Raw genomic sequence first — 12,219 nt, forward strand, 5'->3', positions numbered from 1 at the left:
AGGCAGTACCGCACGGATTTCTGCCGAGACTGAAGGGCAATTGGCATCACGCAACAAACGAAACAAAGCTTGGTGCGGGCTGCAATCTGGCTGTAACCAGCCGTTTAGATACTGCGGCACATGAAGTTGGTCCCGCAGCAGGAGAACCCCCCGTGTTTTTGACGACTCTCGGCAGTGCTTCCGGTGATCGCTCGGATTCCGCGCAGCGTGTTGAACGCCAGGGCTGGTTGCGCTGGCCATGGTCCCGACGGGGCGGCCGGCTGGAGGAGATCCGGCGCCTGATGCTGGCCCAGCTCGCGACCGTGGCCAATGCGGAGCAGCGGGTGAGCCTTGCCGTCCGCATCAAATCGGCAGCCGATCCGGAGGCCCTGTGGGTCTTGCGTGGCGATTGGATGGCAGCGCTTGCGGACCACGAGGGCCTGCTGCTGGCGCGCCAGCGCATGAGCGACGTGAGCTTCATGTTCTCCGGCCTGCTGGACCGGGAGGAGCATGCGCGTACCGGCCTGGAGGTGCTGCGCACCGACATGCCGCGTGGCCTGGTGCGCAACGCGGCGCAGCTGCGCGCCGACCACTGAGACTGGCTACAGCGGCAGGGCGGTGGTGGCCTTGACGCGGTCCAGCACGAAGCTGGTCTTGCAGTCCTGCACGCTGGGGTGCTTGAGCAGCGTGCCCATCACGAAGCTGCGGTAGTGCGCCATGTCGCGCACCACCACGCGCAGCAGGTAGTCCATGTCGCCCGTCAGGGCCTCGCATTCCACGACCTCGGGCCAGGTGACGACGCTGGCGCGGAACAGGTCCATGGGGTTGCGCTTGTGTGTCTCGGCCAGCTTCTCCAGCCGCACGTTGAGGTAGGCCGTCAGCGCCAGACCCACGGATTCGGGCTTGACGAGCGCCACGTAGCGGTCGATCACACCGCTGTCTTCCAGCCGCTTGACGCGCCGCAGCACGGCGCTGGCCGACAGGCCCACCTGCTCGGCGATCTGCTCGTAGGTGGCGCGGCCATCGGTTTGCAGCGCGTTCAGGATCTGGCGATCCAGCTTGTCCAGCGTTTCCAAGGCCGCTCCTGCTTCGAAGGAAATGGGGAGGGGGATTCTGCCGCTGGATTCAGGCGGCGCGCACGAGCTGCAGGCTGTCGTGCAGCACCAGTTCCTGGAAGGCCAGCGCCACGTGGGGATGGCCCGGCACGAAACGGTTGTCGGCGCCGGTCCGCGCGGCCGTGGACACCGGGAACACCACGTTGTCGCAGTTGGAATACCAGCAAGTGAAGGGCACGGGTGGGGTCTGGAGCTCGTCGCGTGCGAGCCGGACCAGCCAGCGGCTGTTCCGCTCCATCTGGCGGGCGTTCTCGCCATGGCCCAGCTGCGCCATCCAGGTGCCGCTGTGCGGGCTGGCGATCGTGACCACGCGCGCCACGCGGGCCGCAGCCCCTGGCGTGCGCAGCCAGGCGCGCGCCGCCAGGCCGCCCATGCTGTGGCACACCAGCACCGGCGCCTGGCCGGTTGCCGCCATGAGCCTGGCCACCGCGGCATCGATGGCCGGCACGTAGGCATCGATCGATCCGGTCACGGGCTCCAGGCTCACGGCGACGTGGGGCAGGCCCAGCGCGCGGGCGCGCCGCATCCAGGGCGCCCAGAAACCACGGTTGCAGAACAGGCCGTGCACGAACACCACGCCGCGCTCCCGCGTGCCTGGCGGCAAGTGGTCGGGCTCGGCATGTTCGCGGAACGGTTGGCGCCAGAAGAACACCTGCACGCCGCTGCGCCATTCGGCCCACCAGGCTGCCAGCAGTTGCGCCGGCGTCGGCCGTGGCGCGGGGTCGTTGTGCTGGCGGGCCAGCAGCGCGAACTCGCAGGCCAGCAGGGCGCCGTAGCCGAGCGCTGGCAATGCCAGGCCGGCCATGGCCAGCAGCGGCGACGAGGACCACCAGCCCAGCAGCCAGGCCAGGGCCAGCGAGGCGAGAAGCAGGCAGAGCAGTCGTTGCAGGCGTGCGAGCATGGGCGCGGTGCAGTGGGGCAGCTTGCATTGTCGCCCTAGGGCAAGCCCCGCTGGCGGTGGCGCAGGTGCTGAGCACAATGCCGCCGCACAAGGAGATGCAGATGGCAAAGCCCTGGTTGGACAGCTACCCCCCGAATGTGCCGCACGACGTGGATGTGGCGCGCTACCGCTCGCTCGCCCAGTTGCTGGAAGAGTCGTTCAAGAAGAATGCGGCGCAGCCGTTCTCGGTGTGCATGGACTGCTGGATGTCTTACCGTGAGCTCGACGAGGCCTCGGCCGCCGTCGGTGCCTGGCTGCAGGGCTTGGGCTTGGAGGAGGGCGCACGGGTGGCCATCATGCTGCCCAACATCCCGCAGTTCGCGGTGACCATGGCCGGCGTGCTGCGCGCGGGCTACACCTGCGTGAACGTCAACCCGCTTTACACGGCGCGCGAACTGGCGCACCAGCTCAAGGACTCCGGCGCCAGCGCCATCGTGATCCTGGAGAACTTCGCGCACACGCTGGAGAGCGTGATCGCCGAGACGCCGTTGCGGCATGTGGTCGTGGCCTCGATGGGCGACATGCTGGGCACGTTCTACGGCCCGTGGGTCACCTTCGCGGTGCGCCACCTGGCCAAGATGGTGCCGGAGTTCCGGTTGTCGCTGGACAGCGGGCGCACCGCCACATCGTTTCGCACGGTGCTGGCCGAAGGCGGCCGGCGCAGCCTGCGGCCGGGCCAGGCCACGCTGGACAGCATCGCCTTCCTGCAGTACACGGGCGGCACCACCGGCGTCTCCAAGGGTGCGGTGCTGACGCATGCGAACGTGATCGCCGGCGTGCTGCAGTCCGAGGCCTGGTTCTCGCCTGCGTTGGCGCGTGTGGGTGATCTGCGCAAGGTCAACAGCATCGCGGCGCTGCCCCTGTACCACATCTTTGCGCTGACGCTGTGCCTGCTGGCGATCCGGCTGGGCGCGCACCTGACGCTGGTGCCGAACCCGCGCGACATTGGCAAGTTCGTCGACACGCTCAAGGCCCGGCCGTTCCATCTTCTGCCCGGCGTCAACACCCTGTTCAATGCGCTGTTGCAGCACCCGCAGTTCAAGCACCTGGATTTCTCGCAGCTGTGCGTCACGCAGGCCGGCGGCATGGCCGCCTCCGAAGGCACGGCGCGGCAGTGGTTCGAGGTAACGGGCTGTCCCATGATCGAAGGCTGGGGCATGAGCGAGACGGTGGCCATCGGCACCAACAACCCGGTCACTGCAACGGCCTTCAGTGGCAGCATCGGCCTGCCGCTGCCCGGCATCGACATCGCCATCAAGGACGACGACGGCCAGTCGCTGGCGCAGGGCGAGCCCGGTGAAATTTGCATCAGCGGGCCGAACGTGATGCGCGGCTACTACCAGCGCCCCGACGAGAGCGCGGCTGCCTTCACGCCCGACGGCTACATGCGCACCGGTGACATTGGCACCATGGATGCTCGGGGCTTTTTCCGCATCGTCGACCGCAAGAAGGACATGATCCTGGTCAGCGGCTTCAATGTCTTCCCGAACGAACTTGAGAATGTCATCTCTTTGTGCCCCGGCGTGGTCGAATGCGCTGCCGTCGGCATCCCGGACGAGAAGCAGGGTGAGGCCATCAAGGTGTTCGTGGTGCGCAGCGACCCTTCGCTGTCGGAAGAAGACGTGTCGCGCCACTGCCAGGACAACCTGACCGGCTACAAGCGGCCCAAGCACATCGAGTTCCGCGACGAGCTGCCCAAGAGCAACGTGGGCAAGATCCTGCGGCGTGAACTGCGTCGCGAAAGGGTCTGAGGGATCTTGAACTGCTCGGTATAGTCGTCGGCGTTTTGCTGTTCGACAACATCGGAGAGACCATGGAGTACGAGACCATCACATTGCGTGTGGAAGCCGGCAAGGTCGGCATCGTCACGCTGAACCGTCCCAAGCAGCTCAATGCGCTGAACGACCAGCTCATGAACGAGCTTGGCGATGCGCTCAAGAAGCTCGACCAGGACGACAGCATCGGCTGCATCGTGCTGACCGGCAGCGAGAAGGCATTCGCCGCTGGGGCCGACATCGGCGCCATGGCCAAGTACAGTTTTGCAGACGTCTACAAGGGCGACTACATCACGCGCAACTGGGAGCAGATCCGCAGCATCCGCAAGCCCGTCATCGCGGCCGTCAGCGGCTTCGCTCTGGGCGGCGGTTGCGAACTCGCAATGATGTGCGACTTCATCATCGCGGCCGACAACGCCAAGTTCGGCCAGCCGGAGATCAAGCTCGGGGTGATTCCAGGCGCCGGCGGCACGCAGCGCTTGCCGCGTGCGGTCGGCAAGGCCAAGGCCATGGACATGGCACTGACGGGTCGCATGATGGATGTAGCCGAAGCCGAGCGCGCTGGCCTGGTCAGCCGCGTCGTGCCGCTCGACAAGCTGATGGAAGAAGCCCTGGGTGCTGCGCTGTCGATCTGCGATTTCTCTCAGATTGCCGTGATGGCGGCCAAGGAGTCGGTCAACCGCGCCTTTGAAAGCGGCCTGTCCGATGGCGTGATGTTCGAACGCCGGCTGTTCCACGGTCTGTTCGCTACTGCAGACCAGAAGGAAGGCATGGACGCCTTCATGAACAAGCGCAAGGCTGGCTTCACCAACAGTTGAAACCAACGCGAAATCCGCGCTATAATGAGCGGCTCGGCGCTTTAGCTCAGTCGGTTAGAGCGATGGAATCATAATCCACAGGTCCGCGGTTCGAATCCGTGAAGCGCCACCAAAACCCAAAAAGCCTTTGAAATCAACGATTTCGAAGGCTTTTTCATTTGCAGGGGTGCCACACAGGGGTGCCACCTCATGGGGTTATCCACACCGCGTTTGTATCGCAAGCCCGACTCGGGCGTGTACTTCGTCCGGATACTTTTCATGTATCCGAACGCCACCAAGACGGGCGATGGCGAGGGGCGAAGGGCCCCAAATAAGGCAGAGGTTAGGAGGTCGCTTCGGACTAAATGCCCGAATTTGGCCGGCAGAATTGTTGCAACGATCAACGCTGCCCTCGCCCAGGTTCCCATGTCCGCCCGTCCTGCTGTCTTCGACCAGATCCACGATCAGGTCCTGGCCCGATTCATCGGGCCCATGGCGCAGCCGGTGCAGATCGAAGACGAGGCGGACCTCGCCGCGTTCCTGGGCTTCTTTCAGGATCTGCAGCAGCCGGGACTGGAGGACTTCCACGAGGTGATGCTGGAGCGTGTCGCGACACGGGGCATCAAGACCGTGTCGCCTGCGCTGACGGTCCGCGACGATGCGGATAGGGCGCTCTTCATCCAAATGGCCCGCGGGGTCTCCCAGCCGGGCTTCGAGCAACTGAAGGCGGCGATGCTGGCTCGGCTGCGCGGCGCGCCGCTGCTCGAGCCAGATCCACGTCGCCCACATGGAGCCGACGACAGCGCGCTGGGCTGCGAGCCTGCGGCATCGCGCGCCGCGCCGGTGGGCCATGGGATCGAGGCACCGGTGCCTGGCCAACTTCATCGCCTGGTCGACGAACCGGACGTGCGGGCAACCGCCCCTGCGTCGGTCGATCAGCGTTCGTTGACGGGCGGGGCGGAGAACGCACCATTACGTGCCGATACGCATGCGGGTGCGCATGCCTCCGTGCGGGTCAACTCGCATCCGCCATCGCCGCGGCCAGACGCCGTAGCGCCTGCATCTCGGATCGCCGAAGAAGAGGACGCTGAGACGGGTCGTCGCGCGGGTGTTGAAAATCCCACTCGTTGGCCAGACGCCGTGGATGGTTACGTCGCCACGCTGCGGGCGCAAAAAGCCATCGGCAAAAAGACCCTCAGGGAGCGGCGGACGCTGCTGGACCAGCTTGGGAATTTCTTGGTCGGCACCTACAGCTTCTCGGGCAGGTTCTTCGTCCACCAGGTGCAGAAACACCACATCGCCGCGTTCGCTGATTTTTCCGCCAACCGCTTGGCTCGGGGCATCACGAAGGCTGAGCATGACGCGGCGACTGCTTCTGGCAAACCTCTGCCGACGATCGCTCCGCGCACGCAACTCAAGCGCAACTCGACGCTTGCCTTGTTCTTCGACTGGGCTCTGAACGAGTTGCAGGCGACGAGCAGCGATCCAACCAGCGGGATGGAAAAGCGGAACTCGACGCTCAAAAAGCAGAAGAGCGAAACCAGCGAACCGTATCGCCCCTTCGAGCGCAACCACATCACCACCATCTTCGATCCGGACCGCTTCCTGGCGCACTGCCGCGTCCCAGATTACTTCTGGGCGCCGCTGTTGGGCATCCATCTGGGCGCACGTCTCGGCGAACTGGTCAATGTCGAACTGTGCAACATCAAGCGTCATGAGCTCAGTGACATCTGGTACATCGATCTGCAGGCCGAGGACACGAAAAACCAGAACAGCGTTCGGCGCCTGCCGATCACGCGGCCCCTGGTCGACCTGGGGTTCCTCGACTATGTCGAGCACATCCGCGGCCTTGGTGCGACCACGCTGTTTCCTCATCGGGACATGACCACCAAAACGGCGCGGGATCAGCCGTCGAAAAACGCCAGTGATAATTTCGCGAAACACCTCGATGCCTGCGGATTGTCCGACCCCGCGCTGGTGTTCCATTCGTTTCGGCACACGGTGATCACCGCACTGCAACTTGCCAATGTGCCGCTGCTCATCAGCCAGCAGATCGCTGGGCATGCCGCCCAGGATCATGCGGTCAGGACCGGGGCGATGACGCGCGAGCAGGCGCGCAGCGTGACCATGACGACCTACAGCCATGCGGACATCCCGAGCATGACCATGGAGGACCCGTTCAGGGTGCTCAAGCAGACGCTGGAGCAGAACCTGACGCTACCCCTCGACTACGTGCGCCTTGCACGAGCGGCGGCGATCGTCCAGGAGCATGTGCGCAAATCAGGCGTCGGCATCGAGGCAGGATGGCCGGCGCAGAACAGGGCCTACACGCAGATGATGCTCGCACGGTTGAACTAGCGCCGAGCAGGCGACCTGATCGTGCAGGTGCCATTCATAGGGCTCGCAAACGTGAGCTTGGATCTCGCTCCGTGATGGCGGGTCACCGAAGGTGGGTCGATGTGGCGGATTGGCCTCTTGCCGTAGCGAGGGGCCCCGCGGATCCAATTCAGGTCGAGCGTTTCGTGGGGAAGATGCAGGGACGACGGCGTTTCTTGATCTTGGGCGGCCGCAGCTTGTGAGCGTAGTTGTCGCCCCAGATCCGGCGATAAACCATGCGCTCTGACCGGCTCAGCGCCACGCACGCATGCACGGCCACGCCGATCGGGACGGCCATGACTGTGAACCCCAACAGGGCCCACGAAACGAAGTGCCAAACATCATCGCTCACTCGTGCATTCTGCGCAGATGTGACCGAAACGGCAATGGTCGAATGGCCCGCGAGCCAACTGCCTTCGACATTGCGACATCGCAGATCTGCATGGGGCAACGGCGCTCAAGTTTCAACTGGGGCTTGGACCGGTCGGTGTGGGCTTGGCTTGGCGCCTGCTGGCAGGTTGTCAGTGCTGAACTGCTGAATATCCAGTGATCCGACTTCATCGATGGCCCGCTGGAAGAGCCGTTGGACGTCTGCGAGCGATGGAGATGCGCTGTACGCAAGTGCCAGCAACGTCATCGGATGCACTCCGAATTCTGCGGCCAAGCCATCGACTTTTCCCAGTGTCGGCGTCTTCAGCCCGCGCTCAATCGCACTGATGTAGGTTCTGCCGGATGTGGCGTCCTGAGGCAACCCCCGGGCGACACGAACGGCTCGGAGCGCGCGTCCAAAGGCATGGCTTGGCGGTGGCGGTTTCCGTTGAGATGGCACGCCGACATTGGCGCATTTTGCATCTTAATGGACTACACCCAATAGGGTGCATAATTGACTCGTTGAACTTCTTAGAGACGGATACTGAGTCGCGATGGATCGAGATGAGCAAGCGCCACAACCTAGTGCAGAACATGTTGGGGGAGGATGGCTGCAAGTCGGAAGTCTTTTCGAGGCCGATGGCATCAATGGCTTTGTCGATGCCACGCGTTGCGGCGGCACCCTCTGGGCCAAGATCGATCGCTACGACTGGCTCCGATTTCACTCGGGCCACGTTGTCCAGTACCCGCGGGATTCGTTCTGGGCTGTAGCGCCGACCGGCACCTACGTCGCGGTCCAGGCCGGGAGCATTGAGCAATTGATCTGCACGTGCGCAGCCACGGGTAAAAAGGACCGGGTTCTCCGACTCCTGACTGATCCGCAGTTGGACCGACATGATGTCCATCCAGCAGCGCGCGCAGACGCGGCTATCTGGCTCGATGACCGCACGGCTCTGGCAGAGGTTCTGCTTGCGAGCGCCTCCGCCCGCGCTTATGTCTGCGACCTCAACAATGCAGGAATCGAAAACCTTGACTTGGCCGAGTGGGCGCAGGACTTCTGCCTGACGATCGACGCCCAGTTTGCCGCGCGACAGGCCGCCAAATTGGCGAGCGATGAGGCGCGAAGGGATGCGGAGATGAGTGAGTGGTTCTCGAAAGTGAGGCTGTCATGCTCGATTATGTAGAGTATGAACTTGTCAATGTCGATAACTTAGTCACAGACCCTGAGGACCTGGACTACTTTCCACTGTCGGGCGCTGGAGATTATCGCTTGGCTCTCGCCCATAGAGTGGCGAACTTGCTGCTGAAGCACAGATTTACTTCGGACTTTTACCAGCCATACCACGATCGATCTGGAAATACGATAATTCTTCCGCAGAGCGTTGCTGGGGAGTCAACTGCGAAGCTGATGTTAGACAAGCCAAATCCGATTGCAATGGCAAAAATCTCAGAAATTGCCGCAGTCATGAATTGCAAATTTGTCCCACTTGATGGTGGGCCAGAGGTGTCTGCAGAGGGTGATGCTCTCGCATTCGATGTTCTTGCGCGGTCTTTGCGACGTCTCAGACCGGGCGGGCAATCCATTTTTCAGCAACTGGGTGGGGCCGAGCGCGCGTCGCGACTAATATCGCCTCATGATAAATGGGAATAATTTTTTGAAGCAAAAGTTTGGTTCTATTTTGACGATCAATTCGAGAATCAGGCAGTGTGTGCATGCCTGTTGCTGCGACCGCAGTCCACGCATGTGAGACTACCGCATCAGCAACTGTCCGGAAGACCCTGGAAATGCATAACTCGCAGACGGCCATCAGTAATTTCTTGAGTGCCACGTTTGCGGGTGGGTTTACGAGGTGCGCCCAAAGTCGGAGATTTTGGACAGGTCTCCAGAGACGCAGGCGTGGTATAGGGCCTGTGCTCGATGCCGTGCCGACAACCTGTTGATTTCCACGTATTCCTGACCCGCCATTTCCATCGAACCTTGACCCACCCTGGATAGAGCCCAGCGGGACTCATGGTGTGGATAACTTCTTCGGNGTGCTGGGCTACACCATCCTGGGCCACCTGCCCACCATCCTCACGCTGAGCCTGTTCGTGGCCCCCTGTGTTGATTTCCACGTATTCCTGACCCGCCATTTCCATCGAACCTTGACCCACCCTGGATAGAGCCCAGCGGGACTCATGGTGTGGATAACTTCTTCGGTTTGGACTCCTTCTTGGTGGGTTGAGCGGAGCTGTTCTTGAACCGGTAGCTGTCGTTTCCGGTCTCAAGGATATGGCAGTGGTGCGTGAGGCGGTCCAGCAGCGCCGTGGTCATCTTGGCATCGCCGAACACGCTGGCCCATTCGCTAAAGCTCAAGTTCGTCGTGATGACCACGCTGGTGCGCTCGTAGAGCTTGCTGAGCAGGTGGAACAGCAAGGCCCCGCCCGAGGCGCTGAAGGGCAGGTAGCCCAGCTCGTCGAGCACCACCATGTCCNGTCGTGATGACCACGCTGGTGCGCTCGTAGAGCTTGCTGAGCAGGTGGAACAGCAAGGCCCCGCCCGAGGCGCTGAAGGGCAGGTAGCCCAGCTCGTCGAGCACCACCATGTCCATGTGGGCCAGGCGGTGGGCCATCTGCCCGCTCTTGTTGCAGACCTTCTCCTGCTCCAGCATGTTGACCAGTTCGACCGTGGAGAAGAAGCGAACCCGGCGTCGATGGTGCTCGACGGCCTGCACTCCGATGGCGCTGGCCAAGTGCGTCTTGCCCGTGCCCGGACCGCCGACCAGCACCACGTTCTCCGCGTTCTCCATGAACTCGCATCGGTGCAGCTGGCGCACCAGGGCTTCGTTCACCTCACTGCTGCTGAAGTCGAAGCCGGCCAGGTCCCGGTACGTCGGCAGCTTGGCCTGCTTGAGCTGGTAGGCCACGGCCCGCACTTCGCGCTCTGCCGTCTCGGCTTTGAGCAGCTGCGCGAGCATCGGCTGCGCGGACTCGAAGGCCGGAGCCCCTTGCTCGGCCAACTCGGAGACGGCTTGCGCCATGCCGAACATCTTCAGTTCGCGCAGCATGATGACGAGGGCTGCAATGGCAGGGTCATGGCGCATGGCGCACCTTCCTTTCTGACGCCCGCAGGTCGTCATAGAGTTTCACGTTGGCAAGCGGTTCGAGGACCAGGCGCAGTGCCTGGGGTGCGGTCACCGGTGGCGGCGCGGCCTTGCTGTCCAGCAGCCGGTGCAGCACGTTGAGCACATGCATCTTGGTCGGCACGCCAGCCTCCAGTGCCAGCTCAACGGCGGTCAGCACGGCCTGCTCGTCGTGGTGCAGTACCAGGGCCAGCACCTCGACCATCTCGCGGTCGCCACCGGGCTGCTTGAGCAGCGCGGCCTGCAACTGGCGGAACGCCGCCGGCAATTCAACGAAGGGCGCACCGTTGCGCAGCGCCCCCGGCTTGCGCTGCAGCACCGCCAGGTAGTGCCGCCAGTCGTAGACCGTGTGGCCTATGGTGTCGTGGCGGCGGTCGATGAGGCGACGGTGTTCGCAGAGCAGCTGGCCTTCGGCCGCCACCACAATCCGCTCGGCGTAGACGCGCAGGCTCACCGGTCGGTTGGCGTACGAGGCCGGCACGCTGTAGCGCACCCGCTCGAACGTCACCAGGCAGGTGGGCGAGACGCGTTTGGTGTGCTCCACGAAGCCATCGAAGGGACGCGGCAGCGGCATCAGCAGTGCCCGCTCCTGCGCCCAGACGTCTGCGACGGTGCCCGGCAGCTTGCCGTGGTCAATCTCGCGCCACAGGGCCGTGCAACGGGCTTCCAACCAGTCGTTCAAGGCCGCCAGCGTGGCGAAGGCCGGCACGGGCTGCCAGAGGCGGTGACGCGCATCGCGCACGTTCTTCTCGACCTGGCCCTTCTCCCAGCCCGAGGCCGGGTTGCAGAACTCCGCCTCGAACAGGAAGTGGTTGACCATGGCGCCGAAGCGCGCATTGACGTCGCGCTCCTTGCCCCGGCGCACCTTGTCCACTGCGGTCTTCATGTTGTCGTAGATGCCGCGCCGAGGCACCCCGCCCAGCACGCGGAACGCGTGGTTGTGGGCATCGAACAGCATCTCGTGCGTCTGCAGCAGGTAGGCCCGCACGATGAAGGCGCGGCTGTGGCTGAGCTTGGTGTGCGCGACCTGCACAGCGGCCCGCTGATGTGGAAGCCGGGAGGCACSCCGCCCAGCACGCGGAACGCGTGGTTGTGGGCATCGAACAGCATCTCGTGCGTCTGCAGCAGGTAGGCCCGCACGATGAAGGCGCGGCTGTGGCTGAGCTTGGTGTGCGCGACCTGCAGCTTGGTCCGCTCGCCGCCAATGACAGCCCAGTCCTCGCTCCAGTCGAACTGGAACGCCTCGCCCACGCCGAAGGTCAACGGAACGAAGGTGCCGCGGCCAGCGGTTCGCTCGGCCTCCTGCCGCCTGGCCAGCCAGACACGCGCGAAGGCCGCCACGCGGTTGTACGAGCCGTCGTAGCCCAACGCGGCCAGGTCGGCATGCATCTGCTTGACCGTGCGCCGCTGCTTGCGCGACTTGCCGGTCTCGGTCTTGAGCCAGCCGGCCAGCTTCTCGGCAAATGGGTCGAGCCTGCTGGGGCTGAGGCGCTTGGCATAGCGCGGCTCGGCCTCATCGGCCCGAAGGTACTTCTTGATGGTGTTGCGAGACAGGCCCGTGCGCCGGGCTATCTCGCGCAGGGACAGATGCTCACGCAGTGCCCAACGCCTGATGACACTCAATGTCGCCACGTCAATCACTCCTGTGCTCCTGCCACTAAAAGCAGCAGGTTAGGGTTCTTACGTGGGTCAGATTTGGACGGAAATTACCCGTGGCGGTGGGTCAGTTCTGCGTGGAAATCAACA

Annotated in this window: 11 protein-coding genes, 1 tRNA gene and 3 pseudogenes; 7 read left to right on the forward strand and 8 right to left on the reverse strand. The window is 63.6% G+C overall.

The features are described from left to right. Positions 1–152 precede the first annotated feature (152 nt). Complete coding sequence (locus tag ASF45_RS14170) at positions 153–575, forward strand: hypothetical protein (RefSeq protein WP_162243998.1); 423 nt, start codon at positions 153–155, stop codon at positions 573–575. A gap of 6 nt (positions 576–581) precedes the next feature. On the opposite strand, the gene ASF45_RS14175 is transcribed toward ASF45_RS14170, so the two are convergent. Further along, entirely contained in the window at positions 582–1,055 is a 474-nt protein-coding gene (locus ASF45_RS14175; protein ID WP_056663203.1) for an Lrp/AsnC family transcriptional regulator, read from the reverse strand. A 49-nt stretch (positions 1,056–1,104) separates the two neighbouring features. Beyond that, positions 1,105–1,995 (reverse strand): triacylglycerol lipase, encoded by an 891-nt coding sequence (locus ASF45_RS14180; RefSeq protein ID WP_056663206.1) that lies wholly within the window; start codon positions 1,993–1,995, stop codon positions 1,105–1,107. A gap of 101 nt (positions 1,996–2,096) precedes the next feature. Here ASF45_RS14180 and ASF45_RS14185 point away from each other — a divergent pair, with 101 nt between their 5' ends. The 4 genes from ASF45_RS14185 (at position 2,097) to ASF45_RS14200 (ending at position 6,964) form a co-directional block, all read left to right on the forward strand. Further along, positions 2,097–3,785, forward strand: a complete 1,689-nt coding sequence (locus ASF45_RS14185) for an AMP-binding protein (protein ID WP_056663366.1) — start codon at positions 2,097–2,099, stop codon at positions 3,783–3,785. Between the two features lie 62 nt (positions 3,786–3,847). Further along, positions 3,848–4,627, forward strand: coding sequence for an enoyl-CoA hydratase (locus ASF45_RS14190; protein ID WP_056663368.1), 780 nt, complete (start codon positions 3,848–3,850; stop codon positions 4,625–4,627). A gap of 35 nt (positions 4,628–4,662) precedes the next feature. After that, a tRNA-Met gene (locus ASF45_RS14195) sits at positions 4,663–4,739 on the forward strand. A 293-nt stretch (positions 4,740–5,032) separates the two neighbouring features. Beyond that, positions 5,033–6,964: a site-specific integrase gene (locus ASF45_RS14200; protein WP_056663209.1), complete on the forward strand. Its 1,932-nt coding sequence runs from the start codon at positions 5,033–5,035 to the stop codon at positions 6,962–6,964. A gap of 148 nt (positions 6,965–7,112) precedes the next feature. On the opposite strand, the gene ASF45_RS35260 is transcribed toward ASF45_RS14200, so the two are convergent. Then, on the reverse strand, positions 7,113–7,334 hold the full coding sequence (locus ASF45_RS35260) for a hypothetical protein (protein ID WP_235580910.1): 222 nt from the start codon (positions 7,332–7,334) through the stop codon (positions 7,113–7,115). 105 nt (positions 7,335–7,439) lie between these two features. After that, entirely contained in the window at positions 7,440–7,811 is a 372-nt protein-coding gene (locus ASF45_RS35265) for a helix-turn-helix domain-containing protein (RefSeq protein WP_156472985.1), read from the reverse strand. A gap of 94 nt (positions 7,812–7,905) precedes the next feature. On the opposite strand from ASF45_RS35265, the gene ASF45_RS14205 reads away from it, so the two are divergent. Then, positions 7,906–8,535: a hypothetical protein gene (locus ASF45_RS14205; protein ID WP_056663212.1), complete on the forward strand. Its 630-nt coding sequence runs from the start codon at positions 7,906–7,908 to the stop codon at positions 8,533–8,535. Next, complete coding sequence (locus ASF45_RS35270) at positions 8,520–9,002, forward strand: hypothetical protein (protein WP_156472986.1); 483 nt, start codon at positions 8,520–8,522, stop codon at positions 9,000–9,002. The genes ASF45_RS14205 and ASF45_RS35270 overlap by 16 nt, the downstream gene beginning before the upstream one ends. Positions 9,003–9,527: 525 nt before the next feature. Here ASF45_RS35270 and ASF45_RS34520 read toward each other — a convergent pair. The 4 genes and pseudogenes from ASF45_RS34520 to ASF45_RS14220 all read right to left on the reverse strand — a co-directional run. After that, the coding region (locus tag ASF45_RS34520; protein WP_162243999.1) for an ATP-binding protein at positions 9,528–9,825 on the reverse strand (298 nt) is incomplete at its 5' end. 1 nt (position 9,826) lies between these two features. Next, positions 9,827–10,434, reverse strand: a pseudogene (gene istB / locus ASF45_RS14210) (IS21-like element helper ATPase IstB); the annotation flags it as partial. Beyond that, positions 10,424–11,503: pseudogene (gene istA, locus ASF45_RS14215) on the reverse strand (IS21 family transposase); the annotation flags it as partial. The pseudogenes istA and istB, both read right to left, overlap by 11 nt. 65 nt (positions 11,504–11,568) lie before the next feature. After that, positions 11,569–12,105, reverse strand: a pseudogene (locus tag ASF45_RS14220) (IS21 family transposase); the annotation flags it as partial. Positions 12,106–12,219: the final 114 nt, after the last annotated feature.

This window comes from Pseudorhodoferax sp. Leaf265, assembly GCF_001422365.1.
Classification (GTDB): Bacteria; Pseudomonadota; Gammaproteobacteria; order Burkholderiales; family Burkholderiaceae_C; genus Pseudorhodoferax.